The sequence below is a fragment of the Bacillus sp. Brlt_9 genome, assembly GCF_051948935.1.
GTDB lineage: Bacteria > Bacillota > Bacilli > Bacillales > Bacillaceae_G > Bacillus_A.
Window position 1 is genome coordinate 1 of the sequence record NZ_JAYJLO010000003.1, and the last position, 26,470, is coordinate 26,470.

General features: G+C 32.4%; 41 protein-coding genes. 36 read left to right on the forward strand and 5 right to left on the reverse strand.

Translation table 11 applies throughout. The annotated features are described in order from the left end of the window. On the forward strand, positions 1-222 hold a 222-nt coding region (locus VF726_RS12105), incomplete at its 5' end, for a hypothetical protein (RefSeq protein ID WP_440168311.1). Between the two features lie 24 nt (positions 223-246). Here the strand turns inward: VF726_RS12105 and VF726_RS12110 are convergent. Continuing rightward, positions 247-822: a RusA family crossover junction endodeoxyribonuclease gene (locus VF726_RS12110; protein ID WP_440168313.1), complete on the reverse strand. Its 576-nt coding sequence runs from the start codon at positions 820-822 to the stop codon at positions 247-249. 115 nt (positions 823-937) lie between these two features. Between VF726_RS12110 and VF726_RS12115 the strand changes: the two genes are divergently transcribed. Next, a complete protein-coding gene (locus VF726_RS12115; RefSeq protein WP_440168315.1) occupies positions 938-2,122 on the forward strand; it encodes a hypothetical protein in 1,185 nt (394 codons plus the stop codon). Between the two features lie 42 nt (positions 2,123-2,164). Here the strand turns inward: VF726_RS12115 and VF726_RS12120 are convergent, their stop codons facing one another. Further along, positions 2,165-3,181, reverse strand: coding sequence for a 5'-3' exonuclease (locus VF726_RS12120; RefSeq protein ID WP_440168317.1), 1,017 nt, complete (start codon positions 3,179-3,181; stop codon positions 2,165-2,167). Positions 3,182-3,543: 362 nt separating this feature from the next. Here VF726_RS12120 and VF726_RS12125 point away from each other — a divergent pair, with 362 nt between their 5' ends. Then, the gene (locus VF726_RS12125) at positions 3,544-5,577 is read left to right on the forward strand and encodes a chemotaxis protein CheW (protein ID WP_440168319.1); all 2,034 of its coding nucleotides are present in this window, start codon (positions 3,544-3,546) and stop codon (positions 5,575-5,577) included. Between the two features lie 15 nt (positions 5,578-5,592). After that, complete coding sequence (locus VF726_RS12130) at positions 5,593-6,102, forward strand: chemotaxis protein CheW (protein WP_440168321.1); 510 nt, start codon at positions 5,593-5,595, stop codon at positions 6,100-6,102. 638 nt (positions 6,103-6,740) lie between these two features. Here VF726_RS12130 and VF726_RS12135 read toward each other — a convergent pair. Then, positions 6,741-8,456, reverse strand: coding sequence for a FapA family protein (locus tag VF726_RS12135; protein WP_440168323.1), 1,716 nt, complete (start codon positions 8,454-8,456; stop codon positions 6,741-6,743). 67 nt (positions 8,457-8,523) lie between these two features. Here VF726_RS12135 and VF726_RS12140 point away from each other — a divergent pair, with 67 nt between their 5' ends. Then, on the forward strand, positions 8,524-9,318 hold the full coding sequence (locus VF726_RS12140; protein ID WP_440168325.1) for a CheR family methyltransferase: 795 nt from the start codon (positions 8,524-8,526) through the stop codon (positions 9,316-9,318). A 41-nt stretch (positions 9,319-9,359) separates the two neighbouring features. Here VF726_RS12140 and VF726_RS12145 read toward each other — a convergent pair whose 3' ends face one another. Then, positions 9,360-9,722, reverse strand: coding sequence for a response regulator (locus tag VF726_RS12145; protein WP_440168327.1), 363 nt, complete (start codon positions 9,720-9,722; stop codon positions 9,360-9,362). A gap of 18 nt (positions 9,723-9,740) precedes the next feature. Then, the gene (gene fliY / locus VF726_RS12150) at positions 9,741-10,334 is read right to left on the reverse strand and encodes a flagellar motor switch phosphatase FliY (RefSeq protein ID WP_440168329.1); all 594 of its coding nucleotides are present in this window, start codon (positions 10,332-10,334) and stop codon (positions 9,741-9,743) included. Positions 10,335-10,430: 96 nt separating this feature from the next. Between fliY and cheB the strand changes: the two genes are divergently transcribed. From cheB to VF726_RS12305, 31 genes are all read left to right on the forward strand, one after another. Continuing rightward, a complete protein-coding gene (cheB, locus tag VF726_RS12155) occupies positions 10,431-11,486 on the forward strand; it encodes a chemotaxis-specific protein-glutamate methyltransferase CheB (protein WP_440168331.1) in 1,056 nt (351 codons plus the stop codon). Positions 11,487-11,549: 63 nt separating this feature from the next. Then, positions 11,550-13,532 (forward strand): methyl-accepting chemotaxis protein, encoded by a 1,983-nt coding sequence (locus VF726_RS12160; protein ID WP_440168333.1) that lies wholly within the window; start codon positions 11,550-11,552, stop codon positions 13,530-13,532. A gap of 349 nt (positions 13,533-13,881) precedes the next feature. Continuing rightward, on the forward strand, positions 13,882-14,961 hold the full coding sequence (locus VF726_RS12165) for a hypothetical protein (RefSeq protein ID WP_440168335.1): 1,080 nt from the start codon (positions 13,882-13,884) through the stop codon (positions 14,959-14,961). A 63-nt stretch (positions 14,962-15,024) separates the two neighbouring features. Then, positions 15,025-15,387 (forward strand): hypothetical protein, encoded by a 363-nt coding sequence (locus VF726_RS12170; protein ID WP_440168337.1) that lies wholly within the window; start codon positions 15,025-15,027, stop codon positions 15,385-15,387. Positions 15,388-15,441: 54 nt separating this feature from the next. Continuing rightward, entirely contained in the window at positions 15,442-15,738 is a 297-nt protein-coding gene (locus VF726_RS12175) for a hypothetical protein (protein WP_440168338.1), read from the forward strand. 61 nt (positions 15,739-15,799) lie between these two features. Next, the gene (locus tag VF726_RS12180; RefSeq protein ID WP_440168340.1) at positions 15,800-15,967 is read left to right on the forward strand and encodes a hypothetical protein; all 168 of its coding nucleotides are present in this window, start codon (positions 15,800-15,802) and stop codon (positions 15,965-15,967) included. A 41-nt stretch (positions 15,968-16,008) separates the two neighbouring features. Next, on the forward strand, positions 16,009-16,329 hold the full coding sequence (locus VF726_RS12185; RefSeq protein WP_440168342.1) for a hypothetical protein: 321 nt from the start codon (positions 16,009-16,011) through the stop codon (positions 16,327-16,329). Positions 16,330-16,394: 65 nt separating this feature from the next. Further along, a complete protein-coding gene (locus VF726_RS12190) occupies positions 16,395-16,610 on the forward strand; it encodes a hypothetical protein (RefSeq protein WP_440168344.1) in 216 nt (71 codons plus the stop codon). 74 nt (positions 16,611-16,684) lie between these two features. Beyond that, positions 16,685-17,047 (forward strand): hypothetical protein, encoded by a 363-nt coding sequence (locus VF726_RS12195; protein WP_440168346.1) that lies wholly within the window; start codon positions 16,685-16,687, stop codon positions 17,045-17,047. 62 nt (positions 17,048-17,109) lie between these two features. Beyond that, a complete protein-coding gene (locus VF726_RS12200; RefSeq protein ID WP_440168348.1) occupies positions 17,110-17,550 on the forward strand; it encodes a hypothetical protein in 441 nt (146 codons plus the stop codon). 34 nt (positions 17,551-17,584) lie between these two features. Continuing rightward, positions 17,585-17,788: a hypothetical protein gene (locus VF726_RS12205; RefSeq protein WP_440168350.1), complete on the forward strand. Its 204-nt coding sequence runs from the start codon at positions 17,585-17,587 to the stop codon at positions 17,786-17,788. A 13-nt stretch (positions 17,789-17,801) separates the two neighbouring features. After that, positions 17,802-18,050, forward strand: a complete 249-nt coding sequence (locus tag VF726_RS12210) for a hypothetical protein (RefSeq protein WP_088363802.1) — start codon at positions 17,802-17,804, stop codon at positions 18,048-18,050. 50 nt (positions 18,051-18,100) lie between these two features. Further along, on the forward strand, positions 18,101-18,505 hold the full coding sequence (locus tag VF726_RS12215; protein WP_440168351.1) for a hypothetical protein: 405 nt from the start codon (positions 18,101-18,103) through the stop codon (positions 18,503-18,505). Between the two features lie 43 nt (positions 18,506-18,548). After that, a complete protein-coding gene (locus VF726_RS12220) occupies positions 18,549-18,863 on the forward strand; it encodes a hypothetical protein (protein WP_440168353.1) in 315 nt (104 codons plus the stop codon). An 82-nt stretch (positions 18,864-18,945) separates the two neighbouring features. Further along, positions 18,946-19,368 carry a hypothetical protein gene (locus tag VF726_RS12225; RefSeq protein ID WP_440168355.1) on the forward strand — a complete coding sequence of 141 codons (423 nt, stop codon included), beginning with the start codon at positions 18,946-18,948 and terminating at the stop codon, positions 19,366-19,368. 44 nt (positions 19,369-19,412) lie between these two features. Then, positions 19,413-19,625 carry a hypothetical protein gene (locus tag VF726_RS12230; RefSeq protein WP_176397895.1) on the forward strand — a complete coding sequence of 71 codons (213 nt, stop codon included), beginning with the start codon at positions 19,413-19,415 and terminating at the stop codon, positions 19,623-19,625. A 16-nt stretch (positions 19,626-19,641) separates the two neighbouring features. Further along, positions 19,642-19,896: a hypothetical protein gene (locus VF726_RS12235; RefSeq protein ID WP_440168357.1), complete on the forward strand. Its 255-nt coding sequence runs from the start codon at positions 19,642-19,644 to the stop codon at positions 19,894-19,896. Positions 19,897-19,951: 55 nt separating this feature from the next. Beyond that, entirely contained in the window at positions 19,952-20,230 is a 279-nt protein-coding gene (locus VF726_RS12240; RefSeq protein ID WP_440168359.1) for a hypothetical protein, read from the forward strand. Between the two features lie 52 nt (positions 20,231-20,282). Beyond that, on the forward strand, positions 20,283-20,729 hold the full coding sequence (locus VF726_RS12245) for a hypothetical protein (protein ID WP_440168361.1): 447 nt from the start codon (positions 20,283-20,285) through the stop codon (positions 20,727-20,729). 54 nt (positions 20,730-20,783) lie between these two features. Beyond that, positions 20,784-21,308, forward strand: coding sequence for a hypothetical protein (locus tag VF726_RS12250; RefSeq protein WP_440168363.1), 525 nt, complete (start codon positions 20,784-20,786; stop codon positions 21,306-21,308). Between the two features lie 397 nt (positions 21,309-21,705). Continuing rightward, complete coding sequence (locus VF726_RS12255; protein WP_440168365.1) at positions 21,706-22,056, forward strand: hypothetical protein; 351 nt, start codon at positions 21,706-21,708, stop codon at positions 22,054-22,056. 62 nt (positions 22,057-22,118) lie between these two features. Next, complete coding sequence (locus tag VF726_RS12260; RefSeq protein ID WP_440168367.1) at positions 22,119-22,484, forward strand: hypothetical protein; 366 nt, start codon at positions 22,119-22,121, stop codon at positions 22,482-22,484. Between the two features lie 67 nt (positions 22,485-22,551). Continuing rightward, a complete protein-coding gene (locus tag VF726_RS12265) occupies positions 22,552-22,836 on the forward strand; it encodes an ArsR family transcriptional regulator (protein WP_440168369.1) in 285 nt (94 codons plus the stop codon). 94 nt (positions 22,837-22,930) lie between these two features. Next, positions 22,931-23,236, forward strand: a complete 306-nt coding sequence (locus tag VF726_RS12270; protein WP_440168371.1) for an ArsR/SmtB family transcription factor — start codon at positions 22,931-22,933, stop codon at positions 23,234-23,236. Between the two features lie 80 nt (positions 23,237-23,316). Next, entirely contained in the window at positions 23,317-23,940 is a 624-nt protein-coding gene (locus VF726_RS12275) for a DUF1361 domain-containing protein (RefSeq protein WP_440168373.1), read from the forward strand. 4 nt (positions 23,941-23,944) lie between these two features. Then, a complete protein-coding gene (locus VF726_RS12280) occupies positions 23,945-24,259 on the forward strand; it encodes a hypothetical protein (protein WP_440168375.1) in 315 nt (104 codons plus the stop codon). A gap of 26 nt (positions 24,260-24,285) precedes the next feature. Continuing rightward, positions 24,286-24,594 carry a hypothetical protein gene (locus VF726_RS12285; RefSeq protein ID WP_440168377.1) on the forward strand — a complete coding sequence of 103 codons (309 nt, stop codon included), beginning with the start codon at positions 24,286-24,288 and terminating at the stop codon, positions 24,592-24,594. Continuing rightward, the gene (locus VF726_RS12290; protein WP_254919335.1) at positions 24,575-24,706 is read left to right on the forward strand and encodes a hypothetical protein; all 132 of its coding nucleotides are present in this window, start codon (positions 24,575-24,577) and stop codon (positions 24,704-24,706) included. The genes VF726_RS12285 and VF726_RS12290 overlap by 20 nt, the downstream gene beginning before the upstream one ends. Positions 24,707-24,912: 206 nt before the next feature. After that, positions 24,913-25,248 (forward strand): transposase, encoded by a 336-nt coding sequence (locus tag VF726_RS12295; RefSeq protein WP_440168379.1) that lies wholly within the window; start codon positions 24,913-24,915, stop codon positions 25,246-25,248. A 201-nt stretch (positions 25,249-25,449) separates the two neighbouring features. Continuing rightward, the gene (locus tag VF726_RS12300) at positions 25,450-25,797 is read left to right on the forward strand and encodes a hypothetical protein (RefSeq protein ID WP_440168381.1); all 348 of its coding nucleotides are present in this window, start codon (positions 25,450-25,452) and stop codon (positions 25,795-25,797) included. Positions 25,798-25,878: 81 nt separating this feature from the next. Continuing rightward, positions 25,879-26,280 (forward strand): hypothetical protein, encoded by a 402-nt coding sequence (locus tag VF726_RS12305; protein WP_440168383.1) that lies wholly within the window; start codon positions 25,879-25,881, stop codon positions 26,278-26,280. Positions 26,281-26,470 lie beyond the last annotated feature (190 nt).

Here is a 26,470-nt window from a genome sequence, read left to right on the forward strand (position 1 = left end):
AACAAATTCGTAAAAGAAGAAGATGGGGGTTTAGTAGAGTATCTCATTCTAATTGCAATCGCAGCTGTAGCAGCAGCACTTTTATTCCCAAAACTTCGTTCGAACTTAGTTGCTTGGTTTAACAGTATGGTTACTAACGTGCAAAGTGGTATTAGCGGTGGTAGCTCATCTACACCAGGATCAGCTGGTGGTAGCCAAATTTCTGGTACGGGCTGGAATTAAAACAGGGGTTATACTCCTGTTTTTTTAAACATCAAAATTGAAAGTAGTTGCATTACCGGGGGGAATAATAGGAGAAAACAAATCGGATTCATCTAATAATCTTATATAAATTTCAATTCCTTCGTCTGATTTTTCCCTTACTGGAACCCAGTTTGAAGATCCTCTATATACAAACTTGTCATCGGATATAACCCCAGGTTCAATTTCTACTAATTCATAGGAAGTATTTCCTTTTTTAGTTTTCTTAGCTTGTCCAGTCTCATCGTATTTTGTTAATTTCTTTTTAAGTGGTTGGAAGCAGTCCTGTACTGCTTTTTGTAGGTTATCAAGATCGAATTGGGCGTAATGCTCAGGTGTTAACATTCCATTATCATCTCTTTTAAATAAGGTGTAATGGTTTAAGGTGAATTCGTAATAGCCTTTAATGGGTCTTAACTCGGGAGGAAATGCTATGGAAAGGTGTTTTCTAACTTCATTTTCAAACTTTTTTACATCCTTCGGTTTAACTAATCCAGCGCTACCATCATTCTTTCTTACAATTTTTAATTGAGTCTTCACTTTTCCTGTAAAAGGGAAGAAAAATCGGTATACTTTATTCAATTTAATTTCCTCTCTTTTATATTTTTTGTCGGTATTAATTATAAAACATAAAGAATATAAAAAGAATGTTATAATATGCAATGCATAGAAGAGAGATAAAAGAGGTGAGTATCCATTGAAAATATATTTTATGCGTTCGGTAATGAAAAAAGCCATTGATAATTGCAAACGAATTTCTGATAAAAAGGAAGTTGCAAAGGTGTGGGTGCGTTCCTTTGGGAGTAACAATATACTTTTATATACGCAACGCGATGAGAGAGGGGTAAAATACTTTCATCAAATCAAAACAATCCGGCCGTTAGAAATGGATATTTCTTTCTTAGCTAGTCCTTATGAGTTAGAAGAGATATTAAAAGGGAAGAGTAAAGAAAAAGTATGGGATTTACACCTGAATAACGAATCTTCGTATGTAACAGATGAAACGAATTTAAAAATAAATATAGGGCTATTTACTGGAAAATTTCCAATAGAAAAATTACCTTATCAGCCATTGAATGATTCTGAAATGTTTAGAGAACTATTGGGTGAGGTAATAAAGGCTTCTTCAAAAGAAGTTACCGCTGTAGAGTTCGGGGGATATGAGATTTCTTTAAAAGCCCCAGTTTATTTAAAACGTTTTAATTTGGTAGAGGATATACCTAAGTTTATCTTCCCAATAGATTACATAAATCAATTAGCAAGAAATATTATTTGTCCAAAGAGTGCTAAGAATAAATTAGCTCATTATTTTAAAGGTAATGAATTATTTTTACGTGTAGAAAGTGAAAATGTTAAGAAGCCAGAAGAGAGTTTCAAACAATTATTCGTACTAACTCAAAAAGAATCGTTTTCACCTAAGGTAAAAGCATTGGAAGAAGAGATAATCGACTCATTTAGAATAAAGGCAGAAGAGCTTTGGGAATACCTTGATCGTTATCCAGCGGTAGTATCCGATGTGTACCTATACGATGAAAATGGTAGTTTAATAATTTCTCCATACGATCAAACAGATGAACAGATTGAAGATACTGAAGGTGTTGAAATGCATCCTACATATAAAATGTCTTATGATGGAGAAGTTAAAAGGACTAAGGTGGATAGAAAAGGATTGCTATCATTAGTTAGCGGGTATGCAGGGTATCAGGATGTGAGTATTGTTAAATATAATGACGGTGATGAGGATTGCTTTGCATTTAGAATCTACGATAAATATCTATATAGCTTAGTGATGACTAAAAAAGAACCAAATTATATGGAGATTCAAAAAGAATTAGATAAGCATTTAGAATACGAGAAAAGTTTAACCTTCTTAAACGAATAAACGCTAACCTTAAATAGGATAGCGTTTATTTTTTATACCTTCTCAACCTAAAGTATGCAAAAGGTTAATTAAAGAGTGAAATTCTAAATCGTTGAAAGTTTGCTCTGCGTCATTTTTATTTATATTGAGTTTCACATCATTAGTAGTTATGTCTTCGTAATCCGGAATGGATGTATGTATTGTCGCCAATTCTTTACTTAATAATGCGATATCTTTATTTTTTATTAAGTTTTCAATGTTTACTCTTTGAATGTTTTTTTCTTTTAATAATAATTTAGCATCTTTAAGACTGATATCTTCAACTGCCGCATAAAAACCCTCAATAGTAATGAAATTTTCAAGAAGGGGAATTGCAGATTTGTTTCCTACGTTTTTGACTCCAGGAATACCATCTGATTTATCACCGACTAAGCCTTTTAAATCGATTAATTGTTTTGGTTCGATCTTGTATATCGTTTTAAATGACTCAGGAGTAAAAGGAAAATAGCCTTTTAAAGGTTTTAATTGTTGTTCACTAAAGTTTGAAAAAGTGCTATATAACTTCTCGCTATTCTTTGTATTTAACCAAACAGTTGTATTTTCATCTATTAACTGAAGTGCATCTTGATCTTTAGTGAGAATAATAACTTCATTTGTGCTAGAAAACTGTTTAGCAAAGGTACCGATTAAATCATCAGCCTCAAAATTGTCTAATTTAAATTGAGGTACCCCTAAAGAACTTAAGACATCCTGCATTACCTTGAATTGGGGACTTAGCGCAAGGGGAGTTTCTTTACGATGACTCTTATAAGAAGAATATTTTTCTCTCCTAAACGTTTGCCGTGAGACATCCCAAAATACTGCTAAATGCTTAGGACCATAACTATCTATTAACTTTAAGATTGTTTTAGTCATCCCAAAAACACCATTTACATACTGGCCATTTGAGGTTTTAAGTACTTTTTCAAGGGCTACTTGACGTTCTTGCTCGGTCTTACTGTATGTGTAAGCAGGGGGGAGAGTGCCATAAAACTGAGTCGATAGCATAGAAGAGCCATCGATTAAAAATATTTTATCCATTTTGGTTATCACCACCGATTAAAAAGAAAACAAATATGTATTGGGACAACATTCGAACAATATTGAATAATTCACTGAGGTAATTTTTATATTTGAGTAAATGAATGCAAATAGAATTTAAAAAACATAATTGTTCTAACAAAAATAAGTTTTTACGAAACGTTGTTCCAAATTCACAACGTTTATCTATATTGCTCGTACCGTAATTCCAGAAAAAATTATAGATTGTTCTCGTCCGAGACTTAAAATACATTTTGGTAAGAAAAAAGCAATATGTTTTTTTGTTTTTTATTAAAGAAATTGTTTTTTAGAGAGAAAAACAGTATAAGAATAAAGTTATGTTGAAGGGGTTGATTGACGAAATGAACGATAAAAATAATTCTGATCAGGATTTAGGGTTAGATGTAAGCGAGTATTTAGATATGTTCATTGAAGAAAGCGAACAAAACCTACAGATAATCAGTGAAGAAATGCTGAGATTTGAACAGGATCCAAATAACTTAGAGATTGTAGCAGAAATGTTTAGAGCAGCTCATACGTTAAAAGGTATGGCTGGGACTATGGGATTTGCTAAAACGGAAAAATTAACTCATACGATAGAAAATAAAATGGATGATATAAGAAATGGAGTTAAGAAAGCAGATGAAGCTGTCATTGATTTTATGTTCAAAGGAGTGGCTCTTCTAGAAAGATTGCTTGATGAAATAAAAGAGAGTGGTAGTGAACAATCTGAAATACTAGATTTAATTAGTACTGATAAAACGAATGTATCCCAGGTTAATACGAAATTAGAAGTTAGTTTAATTGATGAACTTAGTGATTTAGAAAAAGAAGCCGCGGTTTCAGCTTTTAACCAGGGGCAAAAAGTGTATGAAATTGATTTTAGTTTAGAGGATGAATGTGTTTTAAAATCGATTCGTGTTCAAATGTTCTATAAAAAGATTAGTGAGCTAGGAGAGATATTAAGAGTTAGACAAACTGATGAAGACATTGAAAATGAATCCTTTAATGGCCAATTACAACTAATATTTGTCGGTGAATGCGGAAAAGAAGAAATAGAAAATCTTGTTGATAAATTATCTGAAGTAAAAAGTATAAAAGTGAGTCAAGTTACACATTTTTCAACAAATAAACCGGATATAGATACACAAGAACCTAATGATGAAAATGAAAATAACACTAAAAAAGAAAAGATTGAGCAAACACCAGCAGCAGCTAAACCGAAAGTTGAAGGCAAGGCTACTGACAACCATAGAAAATCTAATACTTCTATACGTGTAAATATAGAAAAAATAGAAAATCTAATGGGGCTTTTCGAAGAGTTTGTAGTGGAAAAGGGTAGATTACAAAATATAGCTAATCGCATTAAAGATAAAGAATTAATTGAAACGATTGAACGAATTTCAAGAAATTCTACAGAAATGCAATCAAGTATTCTTTCTATGAGAATGGTTCCATTAGAAACTATTTTAAATCGTTTCTCGACTATGGTAAGAAACACTTCAAAGGATCTTGGGAAAAACATTAATTTTATCATTGAAGGTGCAGAAACAGAACTTGATAGAACTGTAGTTGATGAGTTAGGAGATCCGCTTGTTCATTTAGTAAGAAACTCGTTAGATCACGGTATAGAATTACCTGATGTAAGGAAAGAAAGAGGGAAGAGTGAACAAGGAACAATACTGCTGCAAGCCTACCATAAAGGTAATGAGGCGGTCATTGAAATAAAAGACGATGGTAATGGAATTAATGTAGATAAAATTAAAAATAAATTAATCACTCAAAATGTACTTACGCAAAATGAAGCTGATGCTTTAACAGATGAACAGATCATTCAATATATATTCTCCTCAGGTTTGAGTACAGCTGATAAAATCACTAATTTAAGCGGTAGAGGTGTCGGTTTAGATGTTGTTAAAACGAAAATAGAATCTTTAGGTGGTAGTGTACGAGTAGAATCAGAGATAGGGGTTGGCTCTAAGTTCATTATTGTTCTGCCTTTAACATTATCTATTGTCGAAGCTCTATTAGTACGTGAAGGTTCTCAATCGTTTGCTGTTCCGCTATCCAACGTTAAGGAGATATTACATATAGACAAAAACCAAATCAAAAAGGTACTGAACAAACAAGTGCTGTATTCTAGAGGTGAAGTTTTAAATGTACATCAATTTAGTACATTGTTTAATACTGAAGCTGATATCCCTGATGAAGTGTATGCATTGATTATTCAAAATTCAGTCCAAAAATATGCACTATTAGTTGATGAGATTATAGGACAACAAGAGATAGTATTAAAACCGCTGCAAGGATATACGAAATTTGTTGCTGGTGTGACTGGTGCAACAATTCTTGGTGATGGCAGTATCTCATTTGTATTTGATGTTTCACATTTTTAAAATAGGGGTGAAAATATGAAAATATTAACTTTTTATCTAGATGGTGATAAATACGGTATTTCTATAGAAAAAATAGTTACCATAGAAAAAAATGATAGAAAAATAACAAGTGTACCAATGGCTGATAGAACGATTTTAGGGGTAGTTAATGTACGAAGTAAGATAGTACCAGTTATTGATTTGAAAATGGTCTTACGTAATTTAAAAGATAAAGATTCATCTAATATAGGCACAAGTTTAGAAAAAGTGAATTCTGATGTGATTGAAGGACCTTCAGTACAAGAAGATGCAATAGAATATAAAACATCTTCTGAAGATGATCTGAATACGAATAAAAAATTAATTCTATTTGAGATTGAAGATAAAGTAGGTGCTCTTTTAGTAGATGATACGGATAATATCATAAATGTTGAAAAAGATGAAATCGAAGACTTTGAATTTGATGGAGAAAAAGCAAAAATCGTTAAACAAGAAAAAGAAATTTTTGTGCTGATAGATATTGAGGAATTACTTAAAGAAAAATAAGAAATGAAAGAGACCTATAAACTTATAGGTCTCTTTTTTCTGGCCAAATTTTTTGGTGTAATTCAGTAACTGCTAACAGGCAGGTGCAGAACAATTTTTTTATTATCGTGTAATGTCTTTGTCTACGGAGAGTTAATAGGGTTTCTTTTATATCTTGATAACTTAAATCTTCAGGTCTTACGCAGAAAGTATGTAAGGGGCTCTCAACTACCATATATTCCATATTAATGTACTTATATAAGAAGAATACGGATTCTTGATCGGATGTAGTGTAAATAAGTTGGCTATTTGAAATCATATCAAGCAGTTCTTCGTAAGTCCAACCATCATATCTATCAGATTCTAGTAATGCTTTGTGTCCTAATGGATGCACAGTTATCTTAAATACCATATGGTCGAAAGTTCGATACGTTCCGGTGTACTCTCTGTATACGTCTGTAGCCCAAAGACACAACTCTAACTCTCGTTTTCTGTCTGCCAATATGTTTATAAGATAGTCTATAAAATTATTCAAAATGCTTCACTTCCTTCGGTCGTATTATAGCAAAATACGACAAAAAAGTAATATCCAATTTATTCTAATGTCATTTCGCTTAATTAGATTACCTATAAAAAGAAAAGCACATAGCTTTTAAAAGCTATATGCTTGGTTGAATATTTGTTTTAGGAAAATTCTTGTTATCATAGAGTATATTAGTCTCATCATCCATTGTTACGTATTTTTTCTCACCTAATTGAAGTAAACTGTCACTATGTAAATGCTGCACCTTAATATATCCAGAACGCTGTCTAAGATGGATTTTAATCTCATTTTGTTCACTAGGCCTGTATTCTTGAATGTCGATATGTTCATCTGCAACAATATTAGTAGACAAGCATTGTCCTTGAATAATTACTGAATCGTTTGATTCAATCATCGACTGGAATGTCCCGGATCCTGTTACGTTAATTTCTTTGTATGCAAATAGATGAGAACTATTAGCACTACCTAGCATTAGGTTTCCAGTATCTTCGTTTAAGAAAGATTTCGATTCAGAAATTAACGAATAGAATTTCTCCATTTGTAACCTAATTTCTTCAGTTCCGGATTGATCATTTAAAGCAGTTTTTACTGCTTCATCGCAAATGGTATTAAACATAGTGTATATGTCTCTGATTCCTTGGCATCCGAATTGTTCAATCAATGAAAGGAATGGCTCTATACCTTGTTTAATTGCAATGAATTCACTTTTTGCAAGTTCTAATGACTTTGTTTTCTCTTCGTAATTATATCCATCCTCCGCAGCAAAACTAGCCTCAAACATTATTCTTTCCAAAATCTCTAAGTATTTTAGGCAATATGTTTCGATTTGCTTAGCTGCAATTTTGGAAAATCCGGAATAAATAACAGATTGATTTGTATTACCTTCAATGGTGATCGTTCCGTCAGAAAATATATAGGAATCGAATACTGAACCTGTAATTCTTATATTTCCAGTACATTTGATTTGGCCACCTTCTTTTACATCACCATCAATTAACACGTCGCCTTCATAAACAACTAATCCATCCTCCCAATTTATGCTCTTCTGAACTGTTGACTCTTCTATAATGTCTATTTTAAAGGGAGAGAAGACTAATCTACCTTGTTTTAAGCTCATCAATCCGCGATCCTCCACCATAATATTTGAACCGAATTCAGGAAAGAAGCTTAATTCCTCTGGTGGTAATTCTATACCGTATATATCATAACCAGAAATTCCTGGGGTCTCATCAACATATACAGCAAAGAACTGCTCCTTATTTAAAACATTATTGTTCTCTAATCCATCTATCAATTCAAATCTTGCAGGTTTCCCAGGTATAGGCTCTTTAGAAACAACAACACATAACTTAATGTCTTCTTCACTAATAGCAATCTTATGGATGTTGTCGTCTAAAAATACACCATTGAGACCTTCTTTTCTTAATAGTGATTCAAGCTCATCAAAGTCAGTAGGTGGGGGAGAGGTTTTCGTTTTAACTATTTCTAAATGTGGAGTAAGAGTAAATTCACTTATACTCTTAATCTTGTATGCCTCTCCATTGGTAATTACTTTCTTTAATTTCGCTTCACTATTGGCGGAATTTGTTGTGACTTTATATGTGCAGCTAGCTTCAGAAATAACATTATCGCAATAGGTGATGTTTAATACATCGTTATGATTAATGGTTACTTCACCACTAACATCTTTCCCATTAAGAGCGTACATAACGTAAGCGCTTTCAATGAGTTTGATTTTTGCTGGCTTTTCAATGTCTTCGAAATAAACCTTTTCATTCATTATTTTCACTTTAGAATATAGTTCTTTTTCAGATTTTGAAAACCATTTCATCAGATTCACCCCCTAAAAAGGGAAAAAGATCCGCTAGCTGAACACTCTTATTGTAAAGGAGGGGTTTATGATAGACACAAAAAATTATCATTATTTCGTTCAAGAATTCAAGAAAATAACTCATATTGATCTCTTAAAGTATAAAGATGATCAAATGATGAGAAGATTAAACAATTTTATTCGTACAAACGATTATAAGGATTACTTGGGTTTGGCTCAAGCAATGCGTACAGATAAACAGTTAGTTAAAGATTTAGAGGAGTATGTAACAATAAATGTTACTGAATTTATGAGGAATGAAAAATCGTGGAAAGATTTTTACCAAAAAATTGTTCCGGAGTTAGTTCAGAAGAAGAAAAAAATTAAGATCTGGAGTGCAGCTTGTTCATCAGGTGAGGAACCTTATACAGTAGCAATGCTGATGAAAGAACACTTCCCAGGGATTGATGTAGAAATAATCGCAACGGATATAGATATAACTATACTCGAAAAAGCTAAAAAAGGGGTATATAGAAAAGTAGACCTAAAAGCATTGGATAAACGTTTATTAACTAAGTACTTTGACGAAGTTGATGACAAGACGGTGAAAATCAAAGAGGAAATAAAAAAGAAAGTTAAATTCGAGAGACATAACTTATTAGAAAATCCATATCCTAAATTCTTGGACATTGTAATATGTAGGAACGTGCTCATTTACTTTAAGGATGATGTTAAGACATCGATTTACAACAAATTTTCTCAATCATTAAATGAAGACGGTGTATTATTTATTGGTTCTACAGAACAAATATTTAATCCTAAACAATTTGATTTCACTTCAAAAATAAGTTTCTTTTACCATAGAAAAAAAGAGGGCAAATAATCCTCTTTTATTCTCGATACTAGTTGTCTTTGTGCAGCGCGTTACACTTCAAGAGTAGAAAACACTTTTAATACTGCATCAGGTTTAAATGGTTTGATAATAAATTCTTTTGCACCGATTTCGTATGCTTTTTTACTATAAGTATCTTGTCCCATTGCTGAGCACATAACTACAGTTGCATTTTCATCGATTTCTAGTATTTCTTCTAATGCCTCGATACCGCCCTTTAATGGCATAGTAATGTCCATTGTTACAATATCAGGGTTTAATTCTTGGTATAATTCCACTGCTTCAATACCATTCTTTGCTTCGCCAACTATTTCATATCCATCTTTCTTTAAAATGTCACCTAACATTTTTCTAATGAATGGAGCATCATCGACAAGTAGTACAGTTTTTGACATTATAAATCATCCCCTTTGTTAAGAAATGCCAAGTAATTCGCTTGCTAGCTTTCTAGCAAATGGAATATTAATGATTTGCATTACGTTAGAGTGTACAAAATCTCCAATCGTCAAATCGAAGCAAACCTGAATTAAGTGTTCCTCTGGGAACAGTTCGTGAAGTCTTGTATCGTTTTCAAGTTCCACGATTGTAGTGTTTGGAGGGCAAATATCTATTGTTTTATTTAGGAAGCCGGACATAGCAGTAGAGGCTGATCCCATCATTTGGTTCATCGCTTCTTGGACTGCACTTAGTTCTAATTCACCAAGTTCGCCCTCAGCACTACCGTCACCGCCCATCATAAGGTTTGCTATTACTAAAGCATCTCTAGGTTCTAGCAAAAGCACATTATGACCTTCTAATCCTTCTGCATATTGGACCTCTACAAGTACGTGTGGATTAGGAAAAGATTTAATTAATTCTTCTTTTGTCACAACTTCCACTTTAGGGGTAGAAATATCGATTGGCTGATTTACTAGCATACTTAGCGCGGTGCTAGCATTTCCAAATGTCATATTTCCGAGTTCCCCAACTAATTCTAAAAATTCATTTTGAAATTTTTCTTTAGACATTACATCACCCCTTTGTTTGTGATCGGGAACAATTTTAAACAAAAAAATTAAAAAGTAAAAAAACAAATGCATTTTTTTCATTTTGGAGGGAATTGAATGATTCGATTAATGCTAGTTGATGATTCATCATTTATGAGGAACTTAGTTAAAAATCTTGTTTCTAAGGGGACAGATATTGAGGTAGTAGCAGAAGCTAAGAATGGGGAAGAAGCGATTGAGCTATTCTCTGATCAGATTGATGTGGTTATGTTGGATATTGAAATGCCGAAAAAAACAGGATTAGAAGTTCTTAAAGAGTGGCAAAAGCGCAATGTAAAAGTACCGGTTATTATGTTTAGTTCACTAACGAAAAATGGAGCGAAGGAGACAATTCAGGCATTAGGTTTAGGTGCATTCGACTTTATCGAAAAGCCTAATAATCCTATCTTGCTGAATCAAAAAAGGGATGAAATATTAGAAAAAATACAACTGGCTTATAAAAAGAAAAGTAAACGTAGTGGTGAACCTAAAACACCTTCAAACTTAGTGATAAGCGGCCGTCCAAGTGGGGTTGTAAGAGATAGGGAAAGACCTCGGTTCTCTGGTAGAACAAACTTAATACTAATTGGCTGCTCTACTGGAGGAGTAAAGGCACTAAATAAAATTATTCCTATGTTCCCTAAGGATCTTAACGGTGCTATTTTAATTGTTCAACATATGCCTTCAGGGAATTACATACGTACTTTTTCAGAATCTCTAAATAGAACTTCTGAATTGATTATTCACGAAGCTAAGAATGGCCAAAAGATTATGAATGGTAATGTTTATATCGCTCCTGGAGGACATCAAATGAAAATAAATTCTGCTGGAGAGATAGTAATAAATGATGATCCAGCAGAAAGTGGACACGCTCCATCAGTTGATTATTTATTCCGTGAGGTTTTAAAAGAAAACAAAGAATTCAATTTGATACCGGTTGTTTTAACAGGTATGGGTGGAGATGGTTCTAAATCCTCGTTATTACTATCAGAGAAGGGGATAGAGACTATAGTAGAGTCTGAAGAAAGTTGTGTTGTATTTGGTATGCCACGTAAAGTCATTGAGTTAGGGGCTAAGTACAGTTCACATCATTTGGATGATATTACAGAATACATAATGAAAAAAATGAAATAATTTTTGACAACTTATACTTAGAAGATATAAAAATAGAAGGCTTTAAACTAGGAGGGATCGAAATTGTTTAAAAAACTATCAATGAAACAAAAATTATTAATGCTCGTATCTACAACACTGATTGTTCCTGTTGCTACGATTTCTATTTTTAATATCACAAGTGCAACTTCTGAAATGAGTGGTATTACTGAAAATTCTACGAAGGAAACAATTAAAACGGTTGATCGTATTGTCTCTGATAAATTCGAAAAACTGTACCAAAAAATTGATTATGCTTCAGAGAATCTGAATTTGTATACAAATGATGCAGAAAAACAAAAAAATATTACATTCCTAAATACAGTTAGTAGTACTGATAAGGATATCGCGCTTACTTATGTAGGATATGAAACAAAAGAACAATTAGCTGGGCCGGTAGAAAAATCAGCATCAGGAAAAGACTATGATCCAACTACAAGACCTTGGTACGTTGAAGCGAAAAACAATGGTGGTAAAACAATATTAACTGAGCCTTATGTGGATGCTGCAACAAATGAAGTTGTTGTTACTATAGCGAAAGAAACAAAAGATAAAAAAGGTGTAGCTGCAATCGATATAGAGTTAAATTCAGTAATGAATATTATTGATGGCGTAAAAATAGGTAAAAATGGTTTTGCGTTCCTTATTGATGGAGCAGGTAAGGTATTAGTATTTGAAAATTACAAAGCTGGAAAAGATATTAAAGAAATCGATTTCTTAGCAAATAATTTAAAAGGAAACTCTGGTGGTTTTGAGTTCGTACAAAATGACGCTACTAAGAAACTTTACTATGACAAAAATAAAACAACTAGTTGGGTTATAGGTGGAAGCTTCGATGCTAGTGAAATAGATGAATTAGCGAAGCCAATATTTATTAAGAGCACTATTATTGGGATCGCAGCTTTAATCGTTTCAATCCTTGCAGCATATTTTGTTGTAAGTGCGATGATTAAACCAATCAATAGACTAAAACGTATTTCTGAACAAGTAGCTGAAGGGAACCTTCAAGAAACTGTTGAAGTGAAATCAGCTGATGAAATCGGACAACTTGGTAACTCATTTAATAAAATGATCCTTTCTCTACGTGAAATGGTTGCCTCTATAACAGAAACTTCTGTGAATCTAGCTGCATCTTCAGAAGAACTTTCTGCAAGTACAGAAGAAAACGTTTCTTCTATCCGTCAAATCTCAGAATCTATTCAAGAGATATCTAATGGTTCTAAGAGTCAATCGGATAGCACGAAAACTGTATCTGAAGTAATTGGCGATATTTCTAATGATATTAATAGAATGAGTCAAAATGTAGAATCTATTACGGAATCTACTATAGATACGTCTACTACTGCGCATAATGGTGTAAATGTAATTAATGACGCTGTTAACCAAATTAATTTAGTGAAAGAAAAAGTGAATATCACAGAAACGAATTTCAAAGCTTTAATAGATCACATCAAAGAAATGATGAAATTCAATAAAATCATTATTGAAATTGCATCTAAGACTAGTATCCTAAGTTACAATGCTGCAATTGAAGCAAGTCACGCTGGTGAAAAAGGAAGAGGTTTCGCGGTTGTTGCTGATGAGATAAGAAATCTAGCGGTTGAGTCTAAGGTGGCTGCTGATAAAATGGGATTACTTATAGAGGAAGTCCAAGAATCTACTCATAATGCATCTATATCTATGACAGAAAGTTTAAATTCTGTTGATAGTGGTAGTGATATGGTATTAGCAGCAGGTAGATCATTTGAAGATATAGCTGAAAAGGTTAATGATTTAACTGATAAAATGAAAGAAATTAATTCATTCGTGGAAAATGTATCTCAAGGTACAGAAGAAATGGTTCAATCGTTTACTGAAATCACAAATGCTTCTGATGAAATTACAAGTAGCATTGATGATGTTGCTAGTGTAACGGAACAACAAAATGCTTCTATGGAAGATATCTCGAAATCTTCTGAGGCTTTATCTAAAATGGCTGAAGAATTAAAAGAATTAATTCAGCATTTTGAAACTGAAATAAAAAAATAACCAAGAAAATATAAAAAAGAGGTGTAAAACACCTCTTTTTTTCTTTACCGAAAAACATATTTAAAAAACTATATCAAAAAACCTACACTCCGTCGAAAGTGTAGGTTTTTCTTCGCCCCGGTTCAGGCAAATAACTTGGTAGAATGGCTGTACCAGTTAAAGTATTACTTTTGGTTGGGTTTAACTAATGATTGAAAAGTTATACGAAAAATGTAGAACACAATGCATACATTTCATCTTACAAATTCATTATACAATTTTTTTTAGTTGAAAAAAAGAGTTTTTTTGCTATTTTTATAAAAAGTGATAAAATATAAAAAGTAATATTGAAAAAGGGAGAATTGTTGTGGTGAAATTTAGAACTCGAGAACCATTAGAAAACATAAAAAATATTAATCCTAATGAAAACATAGATGAACTAACAAAACTTTTCAATGAGTTAGCTGATTACGGATGGAATTCACAGCATTGGTCTAAAAAGTCTCCTCATTATACGGCAGATGCCATATTAAAGTTTTGTCCTACATACTTTGAGGTTTCGGAAAGAGCTCAAGGCAGAATTAGAATTGAGTATTACAAAACGATACCTCCTGAATTTTTCATTGAAACATTTGGAGATGAAAAAGAGGGCCTGTTAAGAGCAGAAGGTAAAAGTTTAGTAGAGTGCGCTAAGATCCAGTTAGCAAAAGCTAAAAAACAATCCGTGTGTGAACATCGATGGGAATATACCCATAGCAATGGTCACAAAACTTGTGGAGAGTGCGGTAAGTTTACTGGATGTACGATAGAGGAAGCGTTGGAAAATTACACAGTTGGTAGTGTTGAATACGATGAAGATTCAACTATCTATTTCAATAACAGTATGCCTGTTTGTGGGTGTGGTAGTCATAAGGTTTTATACCTACAACACTCGATGTTCTTTGAAAAACAATTTAAATGTATGAGCTGCAAAACGTTCTTACCACTAAAGTTTAAAAACTTAAATTATTCGAGCGTACCAATTTACCCGAATAGTGTGGAGTATAAGACGGCAACATTAAACAATACTGATTCGATGTACGATCCCCATCGTTTTGTGACGTTAGGACTAGTAACTGAAGAAGATCTACATTCTAGAATTGTTGAGTACATAAAAAATATGTTGAAACACTACGCATATATAGAGGAGAAAACATCTATATCAGAATTTATTGACTGGGTGAAACCTTATGTAAGTGAAGTGGTAAAGAAGACAGATACTCAAGTTGTTGTAAATGGTCAAAAACTGAAGTTAGTAACTGTTAAAAATCTCTCACTTGATATTAACGTAAAAGAGCAAATCTTTAATGTTGATTACGAGTTAGAGACATTGGTACCGGAAACTGAAAATCCAGAACCAGTGGAAGTTTTCACTAATTTATTTGATGCAATATTAAAAGAGGGCGAGTGAATGTAATCAATCGTAGCCTCTTTTTGTTTGCAATTATTCATAAAGGAACGAGGAATTTTAGGAATGGCTAAGTTTGGGAAATGGTTAGTATTTGCAGGTATGAACATTACAGTGCTGAATTCGATGATTTTAAATGACAATTTTATTCATATGACAGGAAGTTATTTTGCTTTCGTCGGGATTGTAGCATCGTTAAGAAATAAGATTAAGAAAAATAAATACGCAAACCTATTAGAAATTGCAAAAGGAGAATACTCATTTTTTGCATTTGCAATTGGTATTGTACTATTTGGAGCTAAGAATTATTTTTCGCATTCTTTATCCAATGCATTTAATGTAACAGGCCTTTTGATTTTTGGTTGGTTACTACTTAGTGAACTTGAAGCAGAAAATAAAATCATTACATACTCTGAGAACGAACGCTAGGAATAGCAAAAAAACATATATCTTTAACTTAATTACATATAGGAGTGATTTATTTTGAATGCAGGTTTTGATAAAGAAAAGGCTACATTTTGGTCCGTAAAGTATTATGAGCAACTGAAAAAATGCATTGAAGACTATGAAACTGATTTTGATCAGTCTCGACGCATTGAAGAAAGAAACTGCAAGACGTGTTATTACTTGAAAAAACCAGGTGTGCTGCACGCGTTCACAAAATGGTATTGTCTGATTTGTGATAAGGAAGGATTGCATCCTGACTCTGGTACACCACATTATTGTAATGATTGCTCCGATAATTTACATATTTGTATTCGTTGTGGTTCGGATATTTAAACATAGATGTATAGAAAGATTTCTATGGAAGAATTATTTTTTATGAAATGGTGGAATCAAAATGAAATTTGAAGTCAACTATGCTGTTGAATTTACTATTCGTGGAGAGAAAGATGATAAATGGTTATGGGCAACTGTTGAAGCGGAAAATGAGGAAGAGGTAGCCCGAAAAATTTATGATGAAAAAAAAGCGAAGTACATTCTTAGTATTACTCCTGTAGAAGAATAACAATAAACTTGCTTTATGAAATTGGTGAAAGAGGGTTGTGTTTGATGGTACAACAAGTTACTGATGAGTTCCTCGAGAATCTCAAACAAAAAGCCGCTGATTATAGTATGAATGATGAGTTACCTATGGAGTTAAAGGTTATTTTAAATTGTATTCCGTTAGTTATTCAGGAGCTCATTAAGGAAAAAGAAGAACGTAAACAACTTAAAACTTCTTACGATAAAGTTGTTGGGCACTGGATTAGCACTTTAGTATCAAATATCGAGATGATGGATGAGCACTGTCCTCAATGGAGGATAATTGCTGGGAAAGAAATTAACCAATTAAAGCTGTTGTTACGAGATTCAAACGGTAAAAAATAAAAAAGACGTACTATTCTTCATAGTATGGAGAATAGAAGTGGAATGAATTTATAAAGAAAGTGACTGTGAATGAAATGACATTTTTAAAAGGTAGCTTAAAAGTTATAGGGACAACTATTGTTTGGTTATCAGTAGGAACGGCTTGGGGATTGTTTATTTTTAATTATTTTTCTAAGAATTCGTTAATGAATAACACAACAAGCGTTTTTATTTTAATGGTGCTGTTAGTTGTAACGTTTGATTTATTGAAGAAAAAGAAAGTTAGAAAATCACTTGTTTAATTGTTTTTTTATTTTAAAGAAAAATTGTTTTTTAGTTTAATTGAAAAATCTAAATAGAAGAGGGTGAGTGTACATTGAGTACGTCGCATAAAGAAATAAAGTTACAATACAGAGCAATACGAGGAGAATTTAAACGAGATATTTATGAAGTAGCAAAAGAAAACAGAGCGTTTGCAATGATGATTGTTGAAACGTATATTGCCAGCCAACATAGAAGGCATATAGGCGACATATGGGAGTTGCTAGGGTTAAACTATCCTGCTGCATATAAAGATTATAACGACAGAATATCCGGCAAACATTTGACTGGTGAAAATAATATTATGCGGTCATTATATTTTTCGGATCAAGTATTACATAAAAAATACTTCGGGAGGATACCTGAGTGCTTTGCAATGGGTGATGCTCTAGCAGTTGCTTATAAAATCCTTAAATAACAGGCTCTATCAAACTTGTAATATCCGGTTTGGATAAATGTCATTATGGGAGTGAACGTAACGTGTTTCAATATGAACTATGGTTTGAATTCAAAGACTGGGAATGTAGACATACTGAAATAGCTGAAACCCCGGGGAAAGCGAAATATCAATTTTATCAATATTTACAAGATGGTGTTTGGGAAACAGATTTCAAAACATTTGTAAAATCAGTTAAATGTAAAAAGAAAGGCATTGCCGACATTACTTGTATGTTTGGCCCAACGGATCAATTCGAAAGTATGTGTGTAAGGAGATATATTCCGTTTTGTTACCAAGGTATGCGTATTGAAGTGTGTGGTAAGCCGGGAATAGTAGTTGGAAGTAATTCAAATCTGAATTTACAAGTTGTATTTGATGAGCTTCAATGGGCTACTTCTAATTGTCACCCTTATTATGAAACTGTTTATTTTGATGAAAAAGGTAATGTAGTGGCAAATTATTGTAATGAAAAAATAGGTTAAATGAAAGTAACTATTAGATAAAGGGGTTTTTGAAATGGAAAAAGGGACTAAAGTAAAAACAAACGATAAGTATTTCAAAACATTCGGGAGAACTTCATTTGGAAATGTTGTTTTTTCGTTTAACAATTTGTTTTGCATTGTGAATGTAACACATCAGGTAGGAAAAGTTATTCCAGAACATACAGGACAAGATGTTACTTTTTTAATGAAGGATCTTGTTGAAGATATTAGTGTTTGAGGGGTGAAAGTAAGTGCAATTTACAAAACTTGAAACTCAAGAACAATTTAATCAATTAAAAAAAGGTAATGTTGTTATTTGTAGATGGAAAGAAGGTTCAAGGCAATATAAAGAACTTGGTGAAATTACACACCATAATTTCTATGAAATAAATAATTCAAATGAAATGATTTTGAATAAATTCAGAAACGATTATTTTAACGTTTCTATGTATTTAAAATCCACTTCATATGCTAGAGAAGTGTATTTAGTAACAATCTAGATTCGAAGTTACCTACAAGATGGAATTCATACTGAAATGAGGAATAGATGATGATTATTAATAAACCGGCAGAACAATTTGAAGGAAATGTGGTTTACGCATACAGTATCAAAGAATACCCGTATTCCCCAGAAGAGACAAATGAAGATATGTGGGAAAGCCGTAAGTTTAAAACATTAAGTCAATTTCTTAGATTGAACTCTCAAGAAACACTAGATGAAATAAAAGAAGATATGGCAGCTCATCGTGTTTGGATCGCAAGTATTTCTTTCTCCGCGAAAAGTGAGGATGATGAAACAAAGATGAACATTGCGTTGTTTGATAACGAAAGAGTGCAGAGCTGGGTAACAACAACCGTAAATAACGAGGACGTTGAAAACCGTGTACTTGAAAATATACAAAAGGTTAAACAGATTATTGATAACACTTTAAACGGGTACCCTACAAAATACTAAGGTACAGTAATCAATTGTTTTTGTTTTAAAAGGAGTGTACATAATGAAATACTTCGAGTTTGTAAATCGAATCTATTATGCTCTTATTATTGTTGATTCAGATGATATAAATGATGCAATAAAAAAAGCAACGAACATTTATGTTGAGTTATTAAAGAAAGAAGGATTAGAAAATAGGAATGTTGAGATTGAACCTATTGAGTTAATGAGAATTGAGGCTCTATCAAAATACTTGGATGCTTTAGCTGATATGACAATGCCTGATAGTAAAATCTCCGTGTTGGTACAGGAATTTGATGCATATAAAAATGATCCTGCATTGGTTTGTCGTTATAAAACAGGAAAAGAATTAGTTTAATCGATTCTAACGAATGAATATTCTAATGAACTTAAGTGATTAAGGGTAATGCTTATCCTTACGTAACAGAAGGAGAAAGAAAATGTATAAGTACATAGTAGAATACGACTCAAATAAGTTTGTACATAACATAAAAGAATGCAAGATTATTAAGGAAATTGATTCGGAAACGGATTTGTTTGGTAGTAATTTAATTATTGATGGAAAAGTATATGGTGTTTGCTCTACATCACTAGCAGATGCCTCCATTGCCGTTGAAGAATTAACATTGGTTGATACACCTCAAAATGATGTTAGATGCGAAGATGCAGTGAAGTGTCCGTTTTGTAACTATGAAGACTATGATGCTTTTGAGCTAGTGGAAGACCGCGGTAAAGATACGTGTGGAAGTTGTGGATCTGAATTTAGTTATGTGAGATACGCAATCATTAATAAATTTGGTGAATGTGAAGAAGTAGTTTATTTCAGTAGCCCGATTAAACTAAACACACCAATAGCAATTTAATTACACCTTAACTTAACAGATAGATAGGAAGGGCAGGTAGTAAGGTGAAACCACGCAGATTTGAATATTTAATTTGTTACACATTTTATCGCGGAAACCAAATGATGATTGGAAATTATACATTTGATAGTCGTACAAAGCTCAACAGTAAAAAAGATATTCAAGATTTAACGAAACTACTAATGGAAATAAATAATGCACACAATGTATTAATTAATAACATACATTTTTTAAGAGCTAAAAGAGCCATTAGGTAATGGAGAGAAATAAGAAATGAATAACAACGATAATCTAATTAAAAAGAGTTTGATTGAGAGAAAAATACGAACTAAAAGTTGGAAGATTAAACAGCGTTTGGACAAGTGTTTGACTCATAAAAACTTAGATAATGAATCGAGATTATTAATCCAATTGATACGTGATGATTTTGCCTGTGTAAGGGATCTACAACAATTCTCTAAGCGTAATATTGATGAATTGAATGAACCGTCTAAAAAAAGACTTGAAGCAATATTAGCTGATGATTAAGTTTGTTTTTTCAGATTAATAGTTGTTGAAACAAAAAAACAAAAGAGGTGATGTAATGGGTCCAGGTAAAAAGGTTGAAGATATCGTTAAAGAGGGGTTTATTATTCGGAATGTACCTTATAACGAATACGATTATCCTTGTAATTGTGGGTGTGGAGAGCCGATGAAGTCGCGTTCTACAGCCGTTATCATCCGTGTAATCTTCTTGGTTAAAAAGTATATGATCGAGAATAATTTAACTGAATTTGACTACAATCAATTCTCTTTAATAGATGAAGAGTTTAAAAAATACTGGTACGAAGACCGAAAAAAACAAAAAAACAATTCGCTTTAATAAATAAGAAATGTTTTTTTGTTAAATAGTCTGGTGGTAAGGAGAGGTTAAGTTGGGGAAATTCGAAAATGAGAAGAAATATGTTACGAAATACAATGGTACAGAAATTGAATATAATTTGGGGAAATCTTTTGTATCAATCACTAGAAACGGGAAATTGTGGGGTGTACCGCAAGGAGATAGGTTTTTCCGCGCTTTATTGGCTGACATCGAAATATTGCAACAAGATATTGCTATGCAAAAAGAAAATCAGAATGATCAATCTGATGAAAAACAAATTGTTTCCGTGGGTGAACCATCGAAGGATAATGATTTGATTATTAAAGTGATGTTCCCTAATAGGACAGTAAAAGAATTTAGTTTTGATGAGTTAAAAACTGAAGATAGAAACTCTTTCAGTATTGGGAAAACGATTGAAATTAACAATAGAGTACCGAAATATGTGATTAGAAATATAACCGTAGTAAAGGATGGAACAATCACGATTGAAGTATATTAATCAAACGTAGTCTTCATTGTATTGGATCAGATTTTGTGAAAAAGGGTGAAATGAATGGACATTTATTCAGGGTTTCGTTGGAAACTATACGATCAAAAAGTAAGTAAAGGAATCATAGAAAGAGAAGGGACACCGGAAGCAATTAAGTACTTTTCAGAAGTGTGTAATGGACTTTCTGATTATGGGTATTGGTTCTTTCTATCAACGCTATGGGTTAGTTATGCGGGACATTCAGATTTAAATCTTTGGAAGCAGCTATTTAGTAGTGACCGGCCAAACCGTAAGAAATGCATAATGAAACCAAGTGAACTCAAAGTATTTGAACAATTACCCTACTTTATTACGGTATATAGAGCTCACAGACCAAATGAAGAAGATTGGATTGCATATACGTTGGATCCTGTAATTGCAGCAAGATTTGCTAGAGAACGAGGCGTAAATCAGATTGCTGAATATAAGGTTAAAAAAAGAGATGTTGTTGCTCTATTCCTTAGACGTGGAGAAAAGGAAATAATCGTTCTTGATAAAACAAAAGTACAGTTTGTATCTAAACTTGAAGTGCTGGTAACAAGTAATTAAACAAGAGGTGAATTTCAATGAAAGATAGTACAATTTGCCCAAAATGTGATAGTGAAAACACCTATCAACTCCAAGATTGGTTGGGACAAGAAGTTCGTGTTTGTGAAAATATAGCGTGCAAATGCATTTATACAGTCAAGTATAAAATTATTGTAGAGAGTATCACGATCAAGGAATAGCGTAATTTACTTACAGTATGGACCTTGATTATCGAAAAGAGGCTAAATTATGAATTGTTCGGTCTGCGGTAAAGAAAGTAATGGTCCTGTAATTATTATTAGTAATTGTTATAAATGGACTTGTGGCGAGTGTTCGGAGAAACAAGAAGAAAACTAAGAAGTGTTTATCTTAATTTTTTGTGTGAGATTAAAAGAATGGTAGTCAAGGAGAGAAAAAGATGATTAAAGAAACAACTTTAATGAGCAACAGATACAAATTTGAGCACCTGGTTATAGAAGTATTGGAACGTGTTGGTGAAAATGTATGTGCCTTTAGTGCTACATTTGTACACATAGGGGTAAACGATAAGATGAGTAAAGGGCATATAGAAATAAATAGGACTCTGTGGAATCAACAATCTAATAAAAGGCCTAAAGGTTTCTGGATATTAAGAACTGTTAAGAAAGATGATGGAACATCTACAACGGTTTTAGTATCAGATGAATGGTTCTATAAACAACTATCAAAAGAGCAAAGAGATGTATTTGAAGAAAGATTAGATAAAGAAATTGGTGTTCGAACTAATTAATGGTTATATCTAAGTTCTTAAGGTGTTAATTATTTAGCGTATAAAAAGGAGAGAAAATACTAATGTTTGGTCTGTATTTAAAAGGTACATTAATGGAGAAATTCATTGAAAAAGGAGAGGCAGATGCGGCAGCTGTATTTGCAACTGAAGAAACTGGTATTTTGCATATGGTAAAGCCTTTAACAACCGAAAATAATAACGGGGGTATGGCATTAGAAGAATATATTGACTACCGAAATGCTGGAATGCAAATGAAGGAAATTCAAAAAGAGGGCAATATGAGTGAGAATACGGCATTAACACTTGAATTGGGATATAGATGCAGCATAAAAGACATTCCACTAAAATCAATGCTTAACCTGGCGGACAATATAGTGACAATGTCTCCAAGCGATCTAAATACTACAAAACCATTTAAATTAAATTAGAGTTTGCTGCATCGAGAAAAATAAGCTGAGCATATTTTAATCAGTATCGAAAGGAAAAGAGAAAAAGATGTTTGAAGATGAATTAGAAGTCACAGTTTCTGAAAATGATTTAGCAATGCTTAAAAAGATATCTAACCCTATTAGGATGCAAATAGTTGTTGAGTTATCTTTAGTTGATGAATATAGCGTTTCTGAACTTATGAAAATTTTAGGTGTATCTCGGTCAACTATTGCTATAGCTCTAATGGATTTGAGACGTCTAAATGTTGTGGCTTCCCGTCCAGTACTTCAACGTATGTATTATCGACTAATTAGTGAAAAAGCTCGAAGGGTAGTTATGGCCCTTATTTAAAGAGCTGTTTTTTACACATTAGTGATACCCAAAAGGGAAGTAGACAATCTGTACACCACTGTTATAAAACGTTTAGGTGGGTGTTGATTTAATCTTGAAAGGAAAAGAAAAGAAAATGAATACAAAAGGATCAAATATTAAAGTTGCTATTGAAGATTTAGAAATGATTAGAACTTTGTCACACCCTGTTAGAATGCAAATTGCAGTTGAATTAACCTTACATACAGAATATAACGTTGCTGACCTTATGGGTATATTAGATTTACCTCAAGCAGATGTATCTACAGCACTTAAGTATTTAAGAGGGAAGAATATTGTAACATTTCGGCAAGAAGGGCAAAGAAGATATTATCGACTTAACAATGAAAAGATTCGTAAAATTGTAGAAATCCTTATCTAAGGATTGGTCTTTATTCTGGTGCTATAAAAGGATATAGGCGTTTATGTCCTTGTGAAGATATTATTTTAAGGAGTTTTATGATGAATACCCGATTAAAAGCAAGACTGAGTTTCTTTATATATATACCTATACTTGCGGTTTCAGATACAAGATTCTCGTATATGATTCTAAATATGTTTCTCGCGTTCGCAGCTTTAGAAATTTCATTTCTCTTACCTTTATTTAAGGTGAATTCGAAAAGAGAGATTTTTGTGAGTACTTTCTTTTATGGCGTATTTATATTATTGGCGCCAAATGTCTTTTATGTTGTCACGGATTTAATTCATTTAAATGGATTTAAGTTCGATTATCTAAATGGCTTAGTTATTACAGAGTGGTGGAACTTTTTTATTTTGACTAGTGGCGTGTTATTAGCAATTTATTATTTTATTCTTATGTTAGAACAAATTGAAAGTTTGCCAAAAGATATTAAATGGAGAGATGTTTGTATAGGGGCTTTTATTATTTTATCAAGTATAGGGGTCTTTATAGGACGGTTCTTGCGTTTTCATTCTATCCATCTCTTTACTGATCCTATCTCGGTACTAAAGTTATTTGTCGGTTCACTAAATGGTGGAGCACTATTATTTATTTTTGGAATTAGCTTGTTACAATTTATTATTTACTGGCTGTTTACGGATTTAAAAAAGGTTAAAGGGGTCTAATGCGATGGATTATTACGTAAGGAATTTATTAACTGTGATTATCATATTCGGCATAATATTCATAGCTCTGCAAGTATACATAGGTATACTTTTTTCTTCTTATGAAAAATCAAAGTTATGGCGCTTTTTTGCTTTCGTGATTTTATTTGGTTTAACAATATACTGCTATCAAATTTTGAAGTTTGAAAAGAAAGCAGGGTATTCATATGAAAAATTAACTGCATCTGAGCGGAAATTATGGAGAAAAATTTACACAATGGCTCTTATACAATATTTACTTCTGTTCGCTCTGTTTGGATGGATATCATCACCTCTTTAAAGTATAAGGTTGAAGGGAGTACATATATGAATAAAAGTTTACGAGAAATTAGTGTACGCGGTACTAAGTATCAACTTAATGATGTGGTGGCCTTGAATGGTTATAACGAGCATAAGGGTTATACGGCTGTTATTAGAATCGATTCCATATATAAAAGTATTGGTGGTAGCCTCCACATTGCAGAGTACAAAGATGGCAAGAAACAGTATGTGGCAAATGCAGCATACATAAGATCTCTGGCTACTCCTGAGGAGATAGAACTAGAGAATATAAGAAGACAAGAATACAGTCAAAAAAAGAAAGAAGTGTTAATGTATGAAAACGATCAATATTAATGGTGTAGAAAAAGAAGTAGATTTCGTAAGGGTGAATCAAGAAGGAAAAACAATATCTATATTTTTCAGTGATAAAACGATGATAACGTTGGAAGATATAACTATTGTCTAAATGAAGTTTTAGATGATAAAAAGGTAAAAAGATTTTTATTCTTTTTGCCTTTTTTATTTTATTAATAATAAAATATCGTAATGGACAGATTCTCTCGACAAGTATAAAATAGTCACAATACAAGTAAAACGGATAGAATACACTACAAATAGGCTTTGTGGTGATAAGTATAAATAAATTATATATTTTTAAAGGGAGGAAGAATAATGACGAAACATATGGCGGAACGTGTTTATTTCGATGGATTAAAAAAAGAAATAGGGTTTGAAGAACAGCCAATCCTATCCATACACAAAACAGACTTTGAGAGTTGGAAGATAGAGTTTACAGTATATGAAGAAGATCAGGCCGCATTTTTTAAAAACGCGTTACTTAGCTTCGAACCAATAGAGGTTACGATTTATGTTCCATTTATGAGTCGTTTGACTGGGAAGGTAATCGTTCAGAGCGTTAAAGATAATGAGATTATAGCTAAGGGGAAAGACCTTTTAAATGGTTATAGAAGTGTTTATAATCGTGGTAAATTCGTAACTACTTTTTAGTACTAAAAATAGTAATGATAGTAACTTATGAGTTATAAAGAGTGGTACATTAAGGCTTACTTACAAACAAGAACTAAATTGAAAATTATTATTATTATTACAAAGATAAACTAGGTTATGGAATTAACCTGGTTTTTATTTTATTTATAAAAAAGTATGTTAAAATATTAAAGCGATAAAATATAAAAAGGAAGTGTAATAATGATTTTAAAATTGCGTATGGGCATCTTATTAATTGCTATAGCAATGTTTGGTGTAACGATTAATTCGATGTTTTTCGATTATAAATCAATCTATGTAATAGGCACTGGTGTATTAATTCTTGCTGGAGTAATAATTCTTAATGATAAAAAGAAAGTATACGGATACAGCAACTTTAAAGAGCTCTTTAAAAAGGAGTTTGATATATTTATTTTGTTATTTGCTGTTGTCTTATTTGGTGCGAGATTCTTTGCACCTAGTCCATATGAACAGATGTTATATTTACTTAGTTTAGGCTTAATGCTAATTGTAATGTCTGTTGGCAGTAAAATGAGATCAAGAGACTAACGTAGACTTGATAGGAAATGAAACTATTTGTATATCTAAAGCATAGAGAAGTAAAACAACTAGAAAATGAGGTATATTAAAATGAATATGGAAGAATTTTTAAAACTTATTGGTGATACTGGAGACCTTAGTGAAGATCAAAAAGTATTGAGACAACCTTTCAATATTGAGACTCACAAGAAACAGTTTGTAAACTATCTTGAAGTTATTATTTCGGAAGATGGTACAGTAATGTATGCAGTTCCGTCACATCAAGAAAAGTTAATTCAAATGGCTTGTGAAAAGTTAAATGTAGAAAGACAAGAGATACACGATCTATGTCCAGATGAGTATAAATGGGACTATATGGTGTGGTTATGTGAGGTTTCTGGCTGTGTTGCGTTGTGGAACGTTTGTATGCAAGGGCGAGCTAATGAATTACAACAAAAAACAATTAGAACGTTGATAGAAGAGGGACTATATAGAGGCGATATTTTAGTATAATTGCCGTCTATTATATAGAGCAGCTTAAATAAAAAATAACTGTAATTATTAAAATAAATAAAAAAAACCGGGAAATTTATTCCTGGTTTTTTAGTATCAATTTGATGTTTAAAATTCTAATTATCTTTCTTATATGATTTAACACTTTTTGTGAAGATTCCTAATCCTGCAAAGAAGAATCCTAAGCATA